16 protein-coding genes are annotated in these 17,639 nt (G+C 62.3%); 4 read left to right on the top strand and 12 right to left on the bottom strand.

Features of this window, described 5'->3' with window-relative positions; all coding sequences use genetic code 11:
- Nucleotides 1-33: 33 nt before the first annotated feature.
- Nucleotides 34-705, top strand: coding sequence for an adenylate kinase (locus DGI_RS11800; RefSeq protein ID WP_021761303.1), 672 nt, complete (start codon nucleotides 34-36; stop codon nucleotides 703-705).
- 77 nt (nucleotides 706-782) lie between these two features.
- Here DGI_RS11800 and DGI_RS11805 read toward each other — a convergent pair whose 3' ends face one another.
- From DGI_RS11805 to DGI_RS11820, 4 genes are all read right to left on the bottom strand, one after another.
- Nucleotides 783-2,234: a TrkH family potassium uptake protein gene (locus DGI_RS11805; RefSeq protein ID WP_021761304.1), complete on the bottom strand. Its 1,452-nt coding sequence runs from the start codon at nucleotides 2,232-2,234 to the stop codon at nucleotides 783-785.
- Nucleotides 2,235-3,596: a Trk system potassium transporter TrkA gene (gene trkA / locus DGI_RS11810; RefSeq protein ID WP_034607993.1), complete on the bottom strand. Its 1,362-nt coding sequence runs from the start codon at nucleotides 3,594-3,596 to the stop codon at nucleotides 2,235-2,237. It lies immediately after the preceding gene.
- A gap of 211 nt (nucleotides 3,597-3,807) precedes the next feature.
- Nucleotides 3,808-4,089 carry a 30S ribosomal protein S20 gene (gene rpsT / locus DGI_RS11815; RefSeq protein ID WP_021761306.1) on the bottom strand — a complete coding sequence of 94 codons (282 nt, stop codon included), beginning with the start codon at nucleotides 4,087-4,089 and terminating at the stop codon, nucleotides 3,808-3,810.
- A 105-nt stretch (nucleotides 4,090-4,194) separates the two neighbouring features.
- Nucleotides 4,195-6,885: a tetratricopeptide repeat protein gene (locus DGI_RS11820; RefSeq protein WP_144284184.1), complete on the bottom strand. Its 2,691-nt coding sequence runs from the start codon at nucleotides 6,883-6,885 to the stop codon at nucleotides 4,195-4,197.
- A 111-nt stretch (nucleotides 6,886-6,996) separates the two neighbouring features.
- On the opposite strand from DGI_RS11820, the gene DGI_RS11825 reads away from it, so the two are divergent.
- The gene (locus DGI_RS11825; protein ID WP_021761308.1) at nucleotides 6,997-7,371 is read left to right on the top strand and encodes a molybdenum cofactor biosynthesis protein MoaE; all 375 of its coding nucleotides are present in this window, start codon (nucleotides 6,997-6,999) and stop codon (nucleotides 7,369-7,371) included.
- A gap of 128 nt (nucleotides 7,372-7,499) precedes the next feature.
- Here the strand turns inward: DGI_RS11825 and DGI_RS18800 are convergent, their stop codons facing one another.
- From DGI_RS18800 to DGI_RS11860, 8 genes are all read right to left on the bottom strand, one after another.
- Nucleotides 7,500-7,673, bottom strand: a complete 174-nt coding sequence (locus tag DGI_RS18800) for a hypothetical protein (RefSeq protein ID WP_154661676.1) — start codon at nucleotides 7,671-7,673, stop codon at nucleotides 7,500-7,502.
- A 170-nt stretch (nucleotides 7,674-7,843) separates the two neighbouring features.
- Entirely contained in the window at nucleotides 7,844-10,690 is a 2,847-nt protein-coding gene (tssH, locus tag DGI_RS11830; protein ID WP_021761309.1) for a type VI secretion system ATPase TssH, read from the bottom strand.
- Between the two features lie 16 nt (nucleotides 10,691-10,706).
- Nucleotides 10,707-11,441 carry an MBL fold metallo-hydrolase gene (locus DGI_RS11835; RefSeq protein ID WP_021761310.1) on the bottom strand — a complete coding sequence of 245 codons (735 nt, stop codon included), beginning with the start codon at nucleotides 11,439-11,441 and terminating at the stop codon, nucleotides 10,707-10,709.
- A gap of 78 nt (nucleotides 11,442-11,519) precedes the next feature.
- The gene (locus DGI_RS11840) at nucleotides 11,520-12,071 is read right to left on the bottom strand and encodes a hypothetical protein (protein ID WP_021761311.1); all 552 of its coding nucleotides are present in this window, start codon (nucleotides 12,069-12,071) and stop codon (nucleotides 11,520-11,522) included.
- Nucleotides 12,068-13,081 (bottom strand): ATP-binding protein, encoded by a 1,014-nt coding sequence (locus DGI_RS11845; protein ID WP_021761312.1) that lies wholly within the window; start codon nucleotides 13,079-13,081, stop codon nucleotides 12,068-12,070. Before DGI_RS11845 ends, DGI_RS11840 begins: the two co-directional genes overlap by 4 nt.
- Nucleotides 13,082-13,126: 45 nt before the next feature.
- Nucleotides 13,127-13,738 (bottom strand): zinc-ribbon domain-containing protein, encoded by a 612-nt coding sequence (locus DGI_RS11850; RefSeq protein WP_021761313.1) that lies wholly within the window; start codon nucleotides 13,736-13,738, stop codon nucleotides 13,127-13,129.
- A 52-nt stretch (nucleotides 13,739-13,790) separates the two neighbouring features.
- The gene (locus DGI_RS11855) at nucleotides 13,791-14,963 is read right to left on the bottom strand and encodes a type IV pilus twitching motility protein PilT (RefSeq protein WP_021761314.1); all 1,173 of its coding nucleotides are present in this window, start codon (nucleotides 14,961-14,963) and stop codon (nucleotides 13,791-13,793) included.
- A 33-nt stretch (nucleotides 14,964-14,996) separates the two neighbouring features.
- Entirely contained in the window at nucleotides 14,997-16,121 is a 1,125-nt protein-coding gene (locus DGI_RS11860; RefSeq protein ID WP_021761315.1) for a type IV pilus twitching motility protein PilT, read from the bottom strand.
- A 253-nt stretch (nucleotides 16,122-16,374) separates the two neighbouring features.
- On the opposite strand from DGI_RS11860, the gene DGI_RS11865 reads away from it, so the two are divergent.
- Nucleotides 16,375-16,677: an MTH1187 family thiamine-binding protein gene (locus DGI_RS11865; RefSeq protein ID WP_021761316.1), complete on the top strand. Its 303-nt coding sequence runs from the start codon at nucleotides 16,375-16,377 to the stop codon at nucleotides 16,675-16,677.
- 13 nt (nucleotides 16,678-16,690) lie between these two features.
- Nucleotides 16,691-17,506: a hydroxyethylthiazole kinase gene (thiM, locus tag DGI_RS11870; protein WP_021761317.1), complete on the top strand. Its 816-nt coding sequence runs from the start codon at nucleotides 16,691-16,693 to the stop codon at nucleotides 17,504-17,506.
- Nucleotides 17,507-17,639 lie beyond the last annotated feature (133 nt).

A 17,639-nucleotide genomic window follows, 5' to 3' on the forward strand; every position in this document is an offset into this window, starting at 1 on the left:
TGTTCCACAATTTCCCGCCAAGGAGGAGAACGCGTGAATATCTTGATTTTCGGGCCCAACGGCAGCGGCAAAGGTACCCAGGGCAACCTTGTGAAGGACAAATACAGCCTGGCTCACATCGAGTCCGGCGGCATTTTCCGTGAACACATCGGCGGCGGTACCGAGCTTGGCAAGAAAGCCAAGGAATTCATCGATCGCGGCGACCTGGTGCCCGACGACATCACCATCCCCATGGTGCTGGAAACCCTGGAATCCAAGGGCAAGGACGGCTGGCTGCTGGACGGCTTCCCCCGCAACACCGTGCAGGCACAGAAGCTCTTTGAAGCCCTGCAGGAAAAGGGGATGAAGATCAACTTTGTGATCGAAATCCTCCTCCCGCGCGAAGTGGCCAAGAACCGCATCATGGGCCGCCGCATCTGCAAGAACAATCCCAATCATCCCAACAACATTTTCATTGAGGCCATCAAGCCCAACGGCGACGTGTGCCGTGTGTGCGGTGGTGCTCTTTCCGCCCGCGCCGACGACCAGGACGAAGGCGCCATCAACAAGCGCCACGACATCTACTACAACACCGTGGATGGCACCCTGGCCGCCGCCTACTACTACAAGAACATGGCTGCGAAGGAAGGCTTCGTCTACATCGAACTGGACGGCGAAGGCTCCATCGACTCCATCAAGGATACCTTGCTGGCCCAGCTCGCCTAGGCTTGCACAGGCATCCTGACAGGTCCATCGTCCCGCTGCTTGCATGCACGCCTCCTGCCTCGGCAGGGGGCGTGTTTTTATTTGCGCCAGAATTCCGGCACAAACAGGATGAACACCGTGTACAGCTCCAGACGTCCCAGGAGCATGCACCACGTCAGCAGCACCTTGGCTGCCGCCGGCAGATGGAAGAAGTTTTCCGCCGGTCCCACCGTACCGAGCCCGGGCCCGATGTTGCTGATGCAGGCCAGCGTGGCCGTGAAGCTGGTGACGATATCCAGATCCATGGCTGACAGAGCCAGTGACGTAGCGACATAGCAGAACAGGTACAGACCGAAGAACCCCCACACGCCGGACAGCACCTCGGGTGGCACATTGCGTCCGCCCAGTTTCACATGCCGCACTGCCCGCGGGTGCACCAGACGGATGAGCTCCATGGAGCAATGCTTGAGCATGAGCAGGATGCGCACCACCTTCATGCCGCCGCCCGTGGAACCGGCGCAGCCGCCCACAAACATCAGCAGCACCAGCAACATCTGCGAAAACGCCGGCCATTGCTCAAAATCCGCCGTCGCAAAACCTGTGGTGGTGATGATGGAGCTGACCTGAAACGCGCTCTGCGTCAACGCCTCCGCGGCATCATCGTAGTGGCGTCCCCAGATGTTCCAGGCAATGAGCACGGTGCTGCCCAGCACCACGGTGGCGTAAAACCGCAGTTCGCCATCCTTCCATATGTCCTTGGCGTGTCCGGACAGCAGCCGGTAATGCAAGGAAAAGTTCATGCCCGCCAGGAACATGAAGGCAGTGATGACCCAGTAGATATACGCGTTGTCGTAGGCCGCCACGGAACTGTTGCGGGTGGAAAAGCCGCCTGTGGCCATGGTGCCAAAGGTGTGACACAGGGAATCAAATAAACTCATGCCGCCCAGCAGCAGCAGCACGCATTCCAGGGCAGACATGCCCACATAGACCTTCCACAGGATGGCCGCCGTGTCCTTGATGCGCGGCTTGAGCTTGTCTGGCGTGGGGCCGGGGGCCTCGGCCTTGTACAGCTGCATCCCCCCCACCCCCAAAAACGGCAGGATGGCCAGGGACAGCACAATGATGCCCATGCCCCCCAGCCAATGCGTCAGGCTGCGCCACAGCAGCAGGCTTTCGGGCACGGCCTCGATATCCGTCAGGATGGAAGCTCCGGTGGTGGTGAAGCCGGAGACGGACTCGAAGACCGCATCCGTGACGGTGCCGCACACGCCGCCGAACAGATACGGCAACGCGCCGCACACCCCCGCCGCCACCCATCCCAGGCTGACGATGGCCATGCCATCGCGGTGCCCCAGGGGCGAATCCTGGCTGCTGCGACGAAATCCAAGCAGCAGTGCGCCGCCGCAGAGCAGCGTCGTCAGCATGGCTTGCAGCATGGGCAGGGCCCCGGCATCCCCGCGCATCAATCCCCACAGCAGCGGAAACGCCATGGAGAATCCCACGCAGCAGACAATGGCCCCCACCACAAACAGGGTTCTGCCCAGGCGCATTTATGCCGCTCCGGTGGTGGCGGAAAGGGCCTGCTCCACTTTGGGCATGGCCGTGCGCAGGGCGATGAGGATGACGCGATCCTGGGGCTGCAATCGGGTTTCTCCACCGGGCAGCAGCACCTCGTCCCCCCGCAGAATGCACAAGATAAGCGCCCCGCTGGGGAAATCCAGATCCTTCAATGGAATGCCCACCAGCTGCGAGCTCTCCTGGACCACGGCCTCCAGGGCCTCGGCCTGGTCGCCCTTGATGGAGACGGAGCTCAGAATCTTGCCGCGCCGCACGTAGCGCAGGATGGAATTCACCGCAGAGAGCCGGGGGCTGAAGCTGTGCTCAATGCCAATGGCCCGCAACAGTGGCAGGTAGGCGGTTTTGTTGATGCGGGTGATGGTCTTGCCCGCGCCCATGGACTTGGCCAGCAGCGAGGAAAGGATGTTCGTTTCTTCATCCCCGGTGACGGACACCACCAGATCCATGCCCGAGGCGTTTTCCTCGGCCAGCAGTTCCTGGTCGGTACCGTCGCCGTGCAGCACGATGGCGCGGTTGAGCCGTTCGGCCAGCACCTCACAGCGGGCGGGGTCCTTCTCCACCAGCTTCACGTGATAGCCTTTGTCCTCAAAACGGGCGGTCAGGCGCAGGCCCGTGGAGCCGCCGCCGATGACCAGCACATCCTTGACCGTGCGCTGGGCCGCACCGAACGCCCGGCTCACGGCGGCCAAATCCTGTTCCTGGCAGACGAAATAGACGAGGTCGTCTGGCTGGATGGAATCCTTGCCCGTGGGGATGATCACCCGTTCGCCGCGCACCAGGGCCGCGATGATGAAGCGCAACTCGCCCATGCGCGAACGCAGTTGCGGCAGCCGCACTCCCGTGAGAGGCCCCTGCCCCACCCGCATGCCCACCATCTTGACCCGGCCTGCCGCGAACTCCATGAACTCCAGGGCTCCGGGCACGGCGATCATGTGCTCAATGCTCTTGATAACCTCCACCTCAGGGTTGATGATGGTGGAGATGTTCAGAAGCTCGCTGGAGAAGGCATCGCGGTAGAGGGTGTATTCCTCGTTGCGCAGGCGGGCCAGCTTGAGGGCCTTGGGTGAAAGCAGGTTGGCAAAAAAACAGGCAATGAGGTTGATCTCATCGGAGTCGGTCACGGCGAGAACGATGCTCGCGTCGTGGATGCCGGCCTCGTCCAGCACGCGGGGGCTGGAGCCCGAGCCCTGGATGGTCTGCACATCGGCAATGTCAGTCAGACGCCTGAGAGCGTCCGCCCGCACGTCGATAACCACCACCTGCTTATCCTCCTGGGACAAGCGGCGCGCAATATGATAGCCAACCTCCCCTGCGCCCACAATAATGATGCGCATGGGTTCGGTCGCGGCTTTTTTGGTAAAAAATCCCATGCCGGAAGGTGTACCGCAAGCCGCCTGGCAAATCCAGCCCGCCAGGGCCACCTTGCACGCACGGGACAGCAAAAGACATCCGCAGCCAGGAACCCGGCCACGGATGCCCTACGTTGTGTACCGCCCCGCGCGCAATGGCGCGTGGTGCGCTGTCTGCCTGGCGGCTTCGGACGCCTTACGCGTCTTCCCCGGCAGCAGAAAGGCCGTTGACGGCCACCTGCAAGCGGGAGATACGCCGGGAGGCGTTGCGCCAGTGGATCACTTTTTTGGTGGCTGCCTTGTCCAGCACGGCCGTGGCATTCTTCAAAGCCAGGCTGGCGGCATCCATGTTCTTGTCGTCAACCGCCAAGCGCACAGCCTTGACGACGTTTTTGATACGGGTCTTCATGGCGCGGTTGCGCAAACGGGCCTTCAAGCTCTGCCGGTGGCGCTTAAGCGCCGAATCGTGATTGGCCATGCGTCGAACCTCCACAGGGACGCTTGGATGGATGTCGGAAGAAGGGGTAAATAGACAGAATGCCGTTCCGAGTCAAGCAAAAAATGCCTTGCGTGCAATAAATCCTCATCCCCGCTTGGTTTTGGCTTTGGACGGCGCCTTGCTCACTGCCTGAGCCGAGGGTGAAGGATTCCCGGTACGCAGCGCCCTGTTACGGCTGCGCTGGGCAGCGCGGGCTTCCGTCATCTTGCGGGCCGAGGCCTCGGCCTCGCGGAAAATCTTTTCCTTGCGCTTGTCGAAGACCAGCGCCGTGCGCACTGCGGAAAGCGCCAGGGAAAGAAAGGCCAGGATGACGAACAGGCCCCCCTGCAGTTCCAGCTGCTGCCGGAATGTCATATCCTCGGCCCAGCCAAGGCCGATGCTGCTGCCGTAGAATCCAAGCAGCGGCAGCGCCAGCAGGGAAAACAGCATGCTGGCCAGACCAAGCCACAAGAAGCCGCGGAACATGAGAATCACGAACAGCGTGGAATCCCGTACAATCTTGAGTGTCTTGAGCCGGTCTTCGAGGTTGGCGATCTTGGTGTCCACCGTATCCACCAAGTCGGCTGCCTTGCGGAACGTTTCCGCCATCTGGAAATGCTGCGAGTGGGACCAGTTGATGCTCTTGACGCAGAAATTGAATTCCTTGTTGAACTCCAGCAGCAGCTTGGGGAAAGGGAACCAGCTTGACTCGCGCTGCACCACCTTGAGACGGTCCAGGTAGTTGGTGAACCGCTTCTTGATGCGCCGGCCCTCCTCCTCCACCTGCATCATCATCTCCTTGCCCAGCAGGGCGCGTTGCTGGGCAAGACGGGCATACGCCACGTAGTTTTCCACCTGCGTCAGCTTCATCATCTCGGTCATGCGCCCGGACATCTCCGTGTGGAACGGATGCCCTTCGGGAAACCACTTGCCCAGATCGTTGCGCAGCGCCTCGGCAAGGCTGCGCTCTTCCTCGGCACGCGCCTGGGCCTGGAGCCACAATCCGGAGAGGGCCGCGAGCATCTGCATGTGCCCGCGCTCCAGCTCCGGATCCAGCAACGCGTAGTTAAAGTAGTTCGGGTTGCGCATGATGAGATTCTGGAACAGCCCGAAAGCCTGTTCCGCAAAACCCATCTTCACCTGGCACACGCCCTGGCGATACAAGGCATCCAGCCAGCGGGGGGACACCTGCATCGCCCGCTTGTAATAATTGGAGGCCTGCTGCAGCTTGCTCTGGATTTCCAGCACCCGGCCTTGCAAAAAAATCACAGAACTCTGCTGCAACGGCGTGGTGGCCAGCTTTTCCACTTCGGCAAACACCTGCATGGCCCGCAACAGATCGTTGCGCTCCAGGGCTGCATAGCCACGCAGCACGGTGCAGGGAAAACTGCGCGGGTTCCGGAACAGCTCCTTGGTGATGAGCCGTTCCAGATTGACCAAATCCCCCTGCTGCAACAACTGCAGCCCCTCCCAGCTGGCCTCATTGGCCTTGGGGCCCATCTGGTGCAGTCCCCTGGGATATTCCCGACCAAAGGCCCGCCACACCGCAGCCTGCATCCTGAACTGAAACAGGGAGCCGATTTCAAACATGGCCCGCACCAGCTGGGCAGGCACGCGATCCTCCCGCAACAGGGTAGGCAGCGAGTCCGGATTGGCGGCCAACAACCCGTCCACTTCTTGCAACCCGCTCTCAAAGGCGGGAAAATTGAGCAGCGCCAGCCGTTCCCACACTTCGGCGTCCAGTTCGTCCAGTTGACGGCTGGGGCATTCCTGCAGGGGGTGACTGCGCTGGCCGCAATAAAAACAGTGGCCGTGCGGCCCCACCACCAGCCGCGCAGGCAGTTCCACCCGCAGTTCCGTATCCTGGCTGCGTTCCCCGCTTTCCAGGGAGACGTTGCACCAGTCCGCCAGGGAGCCCTCGTCCACCTTGAAGCGCACATCGTTGATGCGAAACCCTTCCCCGAGCAGCAGGGCCGCGCGGTACGACATGTGCGGGAAATCCGGCGCCAGCTGATCCCAGTCCAGGAGCACTTTTTTGTGCAGGTCTGTATTGAAATTCAGACCTTTTTTCTCCACAATACCCTGCACGCACGGCCAGTACGGCCCGCCCTCAAGCTTTACCTGCTCCACAAGAAGCAGGAATTCCTTGCACCACTGTCGCAACTCCCGTAAGTTGCTCAAGGGAAGCATCACAAAAAAATTGTGGGTAATATACTGCAGCTTAAGGCGTTTGGTCAGGGGCTCCACCCTGTGGAAAAACTCCCGCCAGCCGGATTGGAACGACTTGTCGATGGCGCTTCCCAGCGGCTTGAGCACCATATACCAGCCCAGGGAGGTGGTGTAAGGCAGCCGCGGATCAGCCCCGAAGCGCTTCCACAACTGCAGCGCCAGGCCGGGGGTTTTGGGAATATCCGTAAAGGTGAGGCCGGGGATGGACTTGGCGGCCTCCACGCTTTTGGGATGCACGAGCACGGTGAATTCGTCCACCGGCGGGGCCTGCTGCTGGGTCAGGGAGCTTTCCAGGCTCAGGGTGATTTCCAGCTTGAAGCCCACAGGCAGGTTGGCGGGCATCACCTGCACGAACACGGGCAGCGGGTTGAGCCGGGCCCAGATTTCCAGGCGGGCCAGCGCCAGGAAGACATCTGTGGTGAAAAAGAACCACAGGGACTGATGCCGCTCGGACGCCATGTGGATACCGCCGTAGTCCAGAAATGTCTGGGACAAGGCGGCCGACTGCTCTCCGAGCCAGGAAATCCACACCGCATGCCCGTAGCCGGACATGCGACTGTTTGCCATGGTCGGCAGTTTTTTAAGGAGATCTGCAATCTGCTCGCGTTCCATCATCGCCTCGGAAGCGGTGCATTGGCACGCGCAACACCTTCACCTCTCGCCAGCAGGAGAAGCATCATGGACATCACCAAAACCATTGAAGCACTCAAGGCCACTCCAGGGTTTGCCGACAATGTCGGCATGATTCTCGTGCACAACGGCGTCGTGCGCGGCTGGTCCCGCAAGGAGCCCGGCAGCGTGGCCGTGGTGGATATTGCCGCCGACCGCGAGCGCATGGAACTGCTGCGGCAGGAAATCGAGCAACGGCCCGGGATTTTCCGCGTCATCGTGGAATGCCACGACGGCGCACTGACCCCCGGCGACGACGTGCTCTACCTCATCGTGGCTGGCGACATCCGCGAGCATGTCATCCCAGCCATGGCCGAGCTGCTGGACCGCGTCAAGGCCGAAGCAGTCTCCAAGAAAGAAAACATGCAGCCTGCGGCCAGCTAATCGCACTTCGTGCCACACCCTCCGGGGGCGAGGACGTCAAGATGACGGCTCCCCCCGGAGAACTAGCAAAAACCGCGCCTTGCGCCATTCCCATTGCCGTCTGACCGCAGGCTGCATCCGGAAATGAATTACACTTCCTCAGGAGGAGGGGCGACTTCCTCGCCTTCCAGGCACTCCACATCATCCTCTGGCGCCTCGGCACTGTGCCGTTTGCATTGTTGCTGCTGATGCAGTTGCACCCGCTGTTCCTCGCTGATGAACTCGTCAAAATAGCCGGGATCTTCTTCTGGTCGAATAGTCATGAGCGGCCTCCCTGGCACGCGCCGTTACGCGGGGCGCGCTGCGGGTTGTTTGCTCCAAGGCAGGAGCATCGCAGGATGTTCCGTACTCCCCTGCATCCTACCAGCTTTGGCCATGAAGGCAACGAAAAGCGCACTGCTGGGAACGGCTGCCGCGCGTCCCATCCCGTCACTTATTCCGCCGGGCCGCTTCCGGCAGAGAAGACGACATCGTAAGATTCCCCGCCGCCAGCCGAGTCGGACAGTTCGTCCGCTGCAGCCGAGACTGGCGGAACTGGCGAGACTGGCGGAACTGGCGAGACTGGCGAGACTGGCGCCGCCCAGACTTGTCCCGAATTCGGCACGGGTTGGGCACGATGCATGATGGAGACGGCTCCCTGCGCGTCCACGGTCAGGGTCAGGGCGGCGCGGTGCTGGCCTGCCGCCTTGAGGGAGAGCGCCGCCGCCGCCAGCCGGGGCAACACCTCGGCGTGCAGCAGCCTGTCCAGGCTGCGGGCGCCGCTTTCGGGATCCCAGCAGCGGGCGGCCAGGGCCAGGGGCGCTTCCGGGGCAATCTGCAGCACGAATGCGCCATTCACCAGGGCCTGGGCGGCCAGCCGGGCCAGCTTGCGCTCGGCCACTTCGGCCAGGGCCTCGGTTTCCAGGGGCGCAAACACGGCCACGGTCATGCGAGACAGCAGCGAGGCGGAATAGGCTTCCCGCAAGGAGGGCCACACTGCAGCCTGAAGCCGCTCGGCCCGCTGCACGGTGGTGAGTTCCCGCAGTCCCGGCTCGGTGAGCACGGCTTCGGCACCGGCATTGGTGGTGAGGATGAACAGGACGTTGCGGAAGTCCACAGGACGGCCCTCGGCATCCGACAGCATCCCCTGCTCGAAGACCTGGTGGAAGAGATTCAGCACTTCGGGATGCGCCTTTTCGGCCTCGTCCAGAAGCACCAGGGCATGCGGCCGACGGCGGACGGCTTCCGTCAGCACGCCACCTTCACCGTAGCCCACATAGCCCGGCGGGGAGCCGATGAGCCGGCTGACGCTGTGCTTTTCGCTGTATTCGCCCATGTTCAGCAGCACCAGGGACTGTTCGCCGCCGAAGAGCAGCTCGGCCAGGGCGCGGGCGGTCTCCGTCTTGCCCACGCCGCTGGGACCAGCCAGCAGGAACACGGCCATGGGCGAGGACTCGTCCTTGAGGCCCGAGGCCGCGGCCTGGATTTCCTTGATGATGATCTCCAGCGCATGCCCCTGCCCCTTGACGCGCGAGTGCAGGGCCTGCTCCAGCTGCAGCACGGCGGCGTATTGATCCTGCAGGATGCTGGCCAGGGGAATGCCCGTCCACTCGTGCACCACCTGGGCCACCATTTCGGGGTCCACCTCGTGGCGCACCAGTGGCGCACCATGTTGCAGCTCGTTGAGCTGGCCCAGGAGCAGCATGGCTTCCTGCCGGGTGGCCTCCCGGGGCATGCCCATCTCCGTGCGCTCCTGCTGCAGCCGGCTGCGGATTTCGATGAGCTGCTCCACCAGCTGTTGCTCGGCGCGCCAGCGATCCGAATAGGTCCAGGCCTGGGTCTTGAGCTCCTTGAGCTCGTGCCAGGCGCGGGTCAGGGCGTCCTCGTCCACGGTCAGGCCATGGCTTTTGTCCCGGGTCAGGGCCTCGATACGCCGGCGCAGATCCAGGATGTGCTGCTCCACCTGCTCCAGGGCTGCAGGCTTGGAGGTGAGGCTGACCTTGACGCGGGCCGCGGCGGTATCCAGGAGGTCCACGGCCTTGTCCGGCAGAAAGCGATCCGGGATGTAGCGGCTGGCGAACTTGGCCGCAGCCACCACGGCATCGTCGCGCACGGTGACGCGGTGATCCGCCTCATACCTGGACTTGAGCCCCCGCAGAATCTCCACGGTGGTCTCCAGGCTGGGTTCCTCCAGCGGCACGGGCTGGAAGCGACGGGAGAGGGCCGGATCGCGGCTGAAGACCCGCTTGTGCTCGCTCCAGGTGGTGGCGGCCACGAGCTTGATTTCGCCGCGGGCCAGGGTGGGCTTGAGAAAATTGGCGGCATCGGCGCCGGGACGTCCGCCCGCGCCGATGAGGGTGTGGGCTTCGTCGATGAACAGGATGGCCGGTGTTTCCAGGGCCTTCAGGTCCTCCACCACGGCCTTGAGCCGTTCTTCGAACTCGCCTTTGAGGCCTGCGCCGGCTTCCAGGGCCCCCATGTCCAGGGCCAGGATGCGCACGCCCTTGAGCATGACGGGCAGGCCCGAGGCATCGAAGCCTTGCGCCTCGGCCTCCACCAGCCGCAGGGCCAGGCCCTCCACCACGGCTGTCTTGCCCACGCCGGCATCGCCCACCAGCAGGGGATTGTTCTTGCGGCGGCGGGCCAGGATGTCCACGATGCGGCGCATGGCGTCCTCGCGGCCGAAGACGGGATCGATCTCGCCGCGGCGGGCGCGCTCGGTCAGGTCCACACAGTATTTCTGCAGGCTCTCGCCGGTGCCGGGCACAGGGCCGGCAGCGCCGTCAGCCGCCGAGGCGGCGTCTTCCTCCCGGGACTTCCCGGCCACGATGTCCTTGAACCGTTGCCGCAGGGAATCCAGGGCTATGGCCCGCAGGGGACGCATCCAGCCGTTGCGGGGCTGCTGCATGGTGCGGCCGGGATCCTGGCGCAGCAGCCGGGCCTGGGCCAGAAGCACGAAGCCGGTGCGGATCTTCTCCGCCTGAAACTCCAGGCTGCCCACCAGCCAGGCTTTTTGCAACAGAGAGACCAGTTCGTGCGAGATGACCGGCCGGCCGGTTGTGCCCGAGGGCAGGGCCTCCAGACTGCGTTCCAGCAGCCCGGCAAAGGCGGCGGCATCCATGCGCCAGGCGTCCAGGATGGCCAGCAGATCCGTCTCCGGGGTGCTGCACATGGCCAGGAACAGGTGCTCTGGCAGCACCTCGCCATGGGCCTGCCCGCTGGCCAGGGCCGCGGCTTCCTGCATGGCTTCCGTGAGTTGTGCGGAACAGCGTTCCAAAAGGAGTTTGACGTCTACAATCATGCTGCCTCGTTGCGCCTCAGTCGGGAATGGTCCACACATCGCCCGGCTGCTCATAGCAGAAGCATGTGTCAGCCGTGCGACCGCCCTCCCCCCGGGCTGCGTCCTGGAACAGCCGCAGCCGCCGGGGATCGCCGAAGGCGTGCATGGGAACAAAGTATGCCGGATTCGCCTCTTTTAGCAATGCCAGGGCTCCGGAAAAGTTCTCCAGCCGCGGATCGGCATTGGCGAAGGCCAGGTGCAGGGGTTGCGCGGCCAGCGCGGCCAGCACCGCATCGAAATGCTGACGCGCAAAATGCCGGGATGCGGCGTCCAGCAGCGGCCAGTCCCAATGCGCCACATCCCCGCCGAACCAGACCCGCCGGCCCTGCCAGGTCAGCAGATAGCCCACGCCCAGGTCCGTGCTTTCCAACGTCTGCACGGTCATCTCCTCGATGACGGCCGTCTGCTCCGGCTCCAGCACATGGCACCCGGGGAGCACGGCGGGATCGAAGGCTGGCAGCATCTCCGGCACATCATCGGCAACGATGTACGTGGCCTGCCGGCACAGCCGGCCCAGGGCCAGCACTTCTTCCGAACAATGATCAGGATGGCTGTGGGAAATGCAGAAGATGCACTGCCGATCCGCCACGGTGCGGCGCACGAGCTCCTGCATGACGGGAGGATGAAACCGCGGCTCGGGATAATCGAACAGGAACACCCGATCCCCCCACTCCAGGGCAAAACAATCGTGGACAAAGTAGGTGATTTTCATGCGCAGACAACCAAACCCAGGGCCAATGTTGCAAGGAAGAGGACTGCTGCACAGAGGAATGCGTGTACGTGAACGCTCTCAGGTCGTGGACGTCGAGGCTTCCTGCTGTACGAGCAAGCGATGCACGCGGGCGGCAGCATCGTTCAATACAAATATGGGATGCGGTCCCAACCGCCAGATACGCCTTTGCGCCGCCGGCAAAGACTGTTGGAGCGCAAGCTTGACCGGGTCCAGATGCTCGTCTGGGAACCCATTAATCACCAGCACAAGGCGAAATTCCATGGCATCCAGCGGCGACGCGCGCAAATCCTGCGGCAGCTCCTCCGCGGGGGCGCCAATTCGCCCCACCCGCATGGCAATATACAAGGCCAGGGTGTTGCACAACTTCTCCTGCACGGATGACACGTACTCCCGAAAATGCTCCTTGTTTTCCGGGTGCGGCGCGCTTGACTTCGCCTCCACGACAAAGAGCATGTCCGGCTTTTGGGGCCGCTTTCGCAACAAAATGAAGTCCGCGATTTTTACATGCTGCCGCACCGACAGATACGCCTTTGACCGCTCGATGCGGCATACCTGCGCATCCGAAAAAGACCCGAAACGCATGCCCGATTCATCAAAGACAACACTCATCGCAAAGCAAGGTCCATTTCTTCTTCATACAGCCGGATGGATTCATTGATGATGGCATTTTCAGGCATGCCTTCCAGCAAGTCGTCCATCGCCGAACCTTCCTCCTCCAACGAAAGCACGGGAATGGAGAGGTGCTTTTCCTGGGCAAGGAGGAACAGTTTCTTCACTACAAAATACGAATGGCTTGACAGAAAGAATTGTATCCCGCCTTGCGCCAAGGCCGCGACGATGTCGAGAAACCTTGAAATGGCGGCGGGGTGCAAGGCCGACTCTGGCTCGTCGATGAACACCACAGATTGTCGGGACAGATACCGATTCCCCAGCAGCGTATCCAGAATGGCGACTTTTTTGACACCCTCCGCGGCAACACCAATGTTGAATTGCGCGTTACCCTTGCGGTACCGCCACACATTGGCAGTGTTGTCGAAAACGACCTTACCGCCGATGAGCTGCTCCAGATCCGTGCGCGCCGTGGCAAACTCCTTGTAATTTTTTCCCTTTGTGGGTGGCGACATCAGCGCCCGGGCAAGATCGAGATATGTGTCGTCAAAGCCGAATACGGCATCCTGCTCACGGGATTTCAGAATGATATGGTGCAGAGAAAGCACTTCTTTTGCCGGCAAAAAGACGGCGTTGTGCTCCCGGCGCGGCACCGTGCTGTGCACATTACCGATTTGCCGTGTTGTCTCCCTGCCGAAGGAATAGGCAAATCTGCCGTCATCAAGCAGAATTTTGAATGCAAGCGGCGCCTCTGCGTTTTTGGCCACCAGCTCGCCGAGCTTGTCCACCTGAAACGTCCAGTAGAGCTTCTCAAACAACAACTTGTTCAGCGGTGTAATATCGTTGCCGCGCCGGTGCATCTCCAGGACGCGCATTGCTGCATACAACGCCTTGAGCAAAAAGGTCTTGCCGCTGCCATTGCACCCGAGCACCAGATTTATTGCCCCTAAATCCTTCCAGGCGATCTCAGTCAGGGGGCCGAAATTGTTTACATGCAGTTGCTGAATCATGGCACGCTCGACAATGCCGGGGTGAAACAAAACACTGCCATCCCCCTACCCCATCGCCTGTTCATGGGCAAGGCGCAGGTACTGGTAGTACATCTCGTAGCCTTTGAGCACGCTGTCCATGAGTTCGGCACAGCGGGCGGCGTCTGCCAGGCTCAGGTACGTGTTCACCCCGCGGCGGAAGGAGATTTGCGGGTCCAGGCTGGCGGCGTCGTGGCCAAGAAGCACCAGATTCACCGTGCGCCGGCGCAGGCCCGGCCAGGTGGCAATTTCCGCCAGCACGCTCTGGTAGTCCTCCCGGTCCTCGATCATCACCAGCTGGTAGTCGTTCAGTCGCAGCTTGAGCATGGCCTCATGGGCGGTGGAGGCGGTGGACTGGTAATACTTCTCCGCATTGAGCCAAGCCAAGGCGGCGTTGCGCCAGGATTTTTCCCCGATGAGCAAAAAGGCCACCCGCGCGCCGGGGGGGAAGACTTCCGGCTCCACCACGCCGCTGACGTCAAAGGAGGCGCTGGTGAAGGAATGGTCCAGCTTGTCCATGCGCTCGACGACAATTTCCTTCCTGCATTGCGGGCACTTGATCTTGAAACGCGGCGCGTCCGGGAGCTTGTTGTCCGGGACACTGAGTTCGCGGTTGCAACTGGTGCAGGTAATTCGCATGGCCGATGCTCCTTGCGTCGCCTTGGCGCGCGCAGCCTGTTCTGGCGGGCTGTCAGGGCTTGATCGTGGCGTCGTACTCTTCGTCGATGGTCAACCCTTCGATATCCGTCACCTTCTCGCCGCGTGCGCTCTTGACCTTGTCGATCATCTGCCCCAGCACGGCCTTGTCGGAGCCGGCCAGCATGGCTGTTTCCTCGGTGATGAGGCCCTTGGTGTACAGGCCCATGATGTACTGGTCGAAGGTTATCATGCCGTAGGCGTCCGAGGTCTGCAGCACCTTGTAGAAGGTTTTTTCCTCGGTCTCGCCGTTGACGATGAGTTCGGTGATGCGCAGGTTCTTGCGCAGGATCTCGAAAGCCGCCACGCGCCCGCCGCCCACGCGCTGCAGGAGCCGCTGGGACACAACATACTTGAGCGATTCCGCCAGCCGGTTGCGGATGAGCCGCTCCTCGGCCAGCTCGAACATGCCGATGACGCGGTTCACCGTCTGCCCCGTATCGGCCGTGTGCAGGGTACCAAGCACCAGGTGGCCGGTTTCCGCGGCGGACAGGGCGATTTCCACGGTATCGCGGTCGCGCATTTCACCCACCAGAATCACCTTGGGGGCCTGGCGCAGGGCGGCGCGCAGGCCGGAGGTGAAGTCGTCGAAGTCCAGGCCCAGCTCGCGCTGGTTAATGAGCGCTTTCTTGTGGTTGTGCTTGTATTCGACGGGATCTTCCAGGGTGACGATGTGCACGGGCAGGGTGTCGTTGATTTCGTCGATGAGGGCGGCCAGGGAGGTGGACTTGCCCGAGCCCGTGGCCCCGGTGACCAGGATGAGGCCGAAGCGCTCCCGGCTCATGTCCTTGAAGAGGATGGGCAGCTTGAGTTGATCGATAGTGGGGATCTGGCTGGAAAGCTGCCGCATGACGATGGACAACGAGCCGGACTGGCTGAAGACGTTCACGCGGAACCGCGCCCGGCCGGTCAGGGAATAGGCAAGGTCGCAGGAGCCGCGCTCCATCAGATCGCGGTACAGCCGCATGTTCTGCCCCATGAGGGCAAATGCCACGGCTTCCGTCTGAAAGGGCTGCAACGCCCCCAACTCCGGCCGCAGGGGCACGTCCATGAGCTTGCCGTGGACTTCGGCCTGCAGCTTTTTGAAGGCGGCAAAGTGGATGTCCGAAGTTTCCGGCTGAAAATCCAGCACCTGGGCGATGATGTGATCCAGTTGCGCTCTGAGCATGGCAGGATTCCGCCGTGGTTGGACACGGTGCGGTTAACGGTTGCGCAGCTTGCTTTCGCTCCCCGATTCCGGACCGCCCATTTCCGTGAAGTCTTCCGGCGGCCGGGTGAGGAATTCCTTGAATTTGCGCTTTTCCACGGCCTTGTTGTAGGCGTCGTTGGGGTCGATGATGTTGCGGCGCACCAGCTTCATGATCTCGTCGTCCAGAGTCTGCATGCCGTAGTTCTTGCCGGTTTCGATAACCGAGTTCAGCTGGTACGTCTTGTTGTCGCGGATGAGGTTTCGCACCGAGGGCACGCAGATGAGAATTTCCAGCGCCGCCACACGGCCGGACCGGTCGATGCGCTTGAACAGCGTCTGCGCGATGACCGCCCGCAAGGACTCGGCCAGGGCGCTGCGGATCTGCCCCTGCCGGTCCCCGGGAAAGACCTCGATGATGCGGTCCACGGTCTTGGAGGCCGAAATGGTGTGCAGGGTGGAGAAGACCAGGTGGCCGGTTTCCGCGGCCTCCAGGGCCAGGCTCACGGTTTCCAGGTCGCGCATTTCGCCCACGAGGATGATGTCCGGGTCCTCGCGCAAGGCACCGCGCAGGGCGGCGGAAAAGCTCTTGGTGTCCCGCCCCACTTCGCGCTGGTTGATAAGGCAGTTCTTGGGCTGGTGCACGAATTCGATGGGGTCTTCGATGGAAAGGATATGATCCTTGCGGATGCGGTTGGCGTAGTCGATGATGGCTGCCAGGGTGGTGGACTTGCCCGAGCCCGTGGGGCCTGTCACCAGCACCAGCCCCTTGGGCAGCAGCGCCAGCTGGTTCAGCAGCGGCGGCAGCCCCAGCTGTTCCGTGGTGAGGATGGTTTCCGGAATCTCGCGGAAGGCCGCGGCAATGCCCCGGCTCTGCAGGTAGAAGTTCACGCGGTAGCGGGCCAGATTGGGGACTTCATAGCTGAAGTCGATGTCGCCGCTTTCCTCGAACTCCTTGATCTTGTTTTCCGGAGTGATCTCGTAGAGCAGCTTCTTCAGGCTCTCGTGATCCATCATCTTGTACTTCACCCGCTGCAGTTCGCCCTGCAGGCGGATGATGGGCTGCGACCCCGAGGAAAGGTGCAGGTCCGAGCCGCCATGTTCGTGCAGCATCTTGAAAAATGCGTCTATTTGAGCCATGCGCCGGACGCCTCGCTGTTCATCGTGTGCTCACCGCAAACAGGGACCGCGCCGCCGCGATGCGGCGAGCCCAATTCCCCCTGGTTTTCTCCCCGGATAGGCATAGCCTGCGCGCCGTGTTTTCGTCAAACGCTTTGCCGACGTTCCGGCAGCTGCGCCAGATTTCCCGCCGCGCGCGCCACCTTGTCAGGAAGGTTCGGAAGGGGTAGTGACGTTGATTTATCGATCAGTCATTCTTGCCCCGGGAGGCCGCGTGAGCGTCATCGTCAATCTTGCCATTTTTCCGCTGGATCAAGGTCCCGAACTGGTCACGGCCGTGAGCCGCGCCGTGGCCATCATCCGTCAAAGCGGCCTGCCCTGCCAGCTTGGCCCCATGGGCACGGCCATTGAGGGCGAATACGACGAGGTGATGGCCGTGGTCAAAGCCTGCCACGATGCCCTGCGCGCCCACAGCTCCCGCGTGTACATGAACATGGCCGTGGACTCCCGCGAAGGGCCGGCCGGCCGCCTGCAGCAGAAGGTGCAGGATGTGGAAACCCTGCTGCAACAAGGATAAGGAATTTCTGCCCATGCCCGTCACTTGCACTCCGTCCGCCGTGTTTGCCGATCTGGAAGCCATCCGCAGCCGTGGCCCTTTCGTCGTTTCCATCACCAATTACGTGGTCGCCAACACCACGGCCAACGCCCTGCTGGCCCTGGGCGCCTCCCCGGCCATGACCCACGCCCGCAAGGAAGTGGCGGAAATGACCGCCCTGTGTCAGGCTCTGGTAATCAATCTGGGCACCGTGACCGATGCCTATGTGGAAGCCATCCCCCCGGCCTGGGAATCGGCCCAGGCCCACAAGGTGCCCGTGGTGCTGGACCCCGTGGCCGCCGGCGCCACGGCCCTGCGACGCGACCTGACCCGCACCCTGCTGCGGCGCTACATCCCGGCCATCATCCGCGGCAACGCCAGCGAGATCCTCTTCTGCGCCGGCGAACAAAGCACCGCCAAGGGACCGGACTCCCTGCAGCAGACCGCCGATGCCGAAGACGCCGCCCTGCGCCTGGCCCGGGACAAGCGCTGCACTGTGTGCGTGAGCGGGGAAGTGGATTTTCTGACAGACGGCGTCCGCGCCCTGCGGCTCTTCAACGGCCACGCCCTCATGCCCCGCGTCACCGGCCTGGGCTGCACGGCCACGGCCGTGTGCGCCGCCTTTGCCGCGGTGCAGCCGGATCCCTTCCTGGCCGCCTGCCACGCCATGGCCGTGATGGGCATTGCCGGGGAGATGGCCGCGGAAAAATCCGCCGGTCCCGGCACCTTGCAACTGCATTTCTACGACTGCCTCTACGCCATGCAGGCGGCGGACATCGCCGCCCGGCTGCGGCAGGAAGTCGTGGCGTAAAGCATTTTGATGTTGAAAAAGGACATTGCGAGAGGGGAAACCTTTTGCAAAAGGTTCTCCCCTCTCGCGCTCTCCCCTTCCAAAACTTTGATAGTGACCTTGAATCACAATAAAAAAGTCTTCCTGATTACCC

The organism is Megalodesulfovibrio gigas DSM 1382 = ATCC 19364 (assembly GCF_000468495.1).
GTDB lineage: Bacteria > Desulfobacterota > Desulfovibrionia > Desulfovibrionales > Desulfovibrionaceae > Megalodesulfovibrio > Megalodesulfovibrio gigas.

Coding starts and splice junctions, on each gene's coding strand:
- trkA (WP_034607993.1), bottom strand. CDS start 3,596: ATGCGCATCATTATTGTGGGCGCAGGGGAGGTTGGCTATCATATTGCG.
- DGI_RS11850 (WP_021761313.1), bottom strand. CDS start 13,738: ATGCGAATTACCTGCACCAGTTGCAACCGCGAACTCAGTGTCCCGGAC.
- thiM (WP_021761317.1), top strand. CDS start 16,691: ATGCCCGTCACTTGCACTCCGTCCGCCGTGTTTGCCGATCTGGAAGCC.
- DGI_RS11845 (WP_021761312.1), bottom strand. CDS start 13,081: ATGATTCAGCAACTGCATGTAAACAATTTCGGCCCCCTGACTGAGATC.
- DGI_RS11840 (WP_021761311.1), bottom strand. CDS start 12,071: ATGAGTGTTGTCTTTGATGAATCGGGCATGCGTTTCGGGTCTTTTTCG.
- tssH (WP_021761309.1), bottom strand. CDS start 10,690: ATGATTGTAGACGTCAAACTCCTTTTGGAACGCTGTTCCGCACAACTC.
- DGI_RS11860 (WP_021761315.1), bottom strand. CDS start 16,121: ATGGCTCAAATAGACGCATTTTTCAAGATGCTGCACGAACATGGCGGC.
- DGI_RS11835 (WP_021761310.1), bottom strand. CDS start 11,441: ATGAAAATCACCTACTTTGTCCACGATTGTTTTGCCCTGGAGTGGGGG.
- DGI_RS11820 (WP_144284184.1), bottom strand. CDS start 6,885: ATGGCAAACAGTCGCATGTCCGGCTACGGGCATGCGGTGTGGATTTCC.
- DGI_RS11825 (WP_021761308.1), top strand. CDS start 6,997: ATGGACATCACCAAAACCATTGAAGCACTCAAGGCCACTCCAGGGTTT.
- rpsT (WP_021761306.1), bottom strand. CDS start 4,089: ATGGCCAATCACGATTCGGCGCTTAAGCGCCACCGGCAGAGCTTGAAG.
- DGI_RS18800 (WP_154661676.1), bottom strand. CDS start 7,673: ATGACTATTCGACCAGAAGAAGATCCCGGCTATTTTGACGAGTTCATC.
- DGI_RS11855 (WP_021761314.1), bottom strand. CDS start 14,963: ATGCTCAGAGCGCAACTGGATCACATCATCGCCCAGGTGCTGGATTTT.
- DGI_RS11805 (WP_021761304.1), bottom strand. CDS start 2,234: ATGCGCCTGGGCAGAACCCTGTTTGTGGTGGGGGCCATTGTCTGCTGC.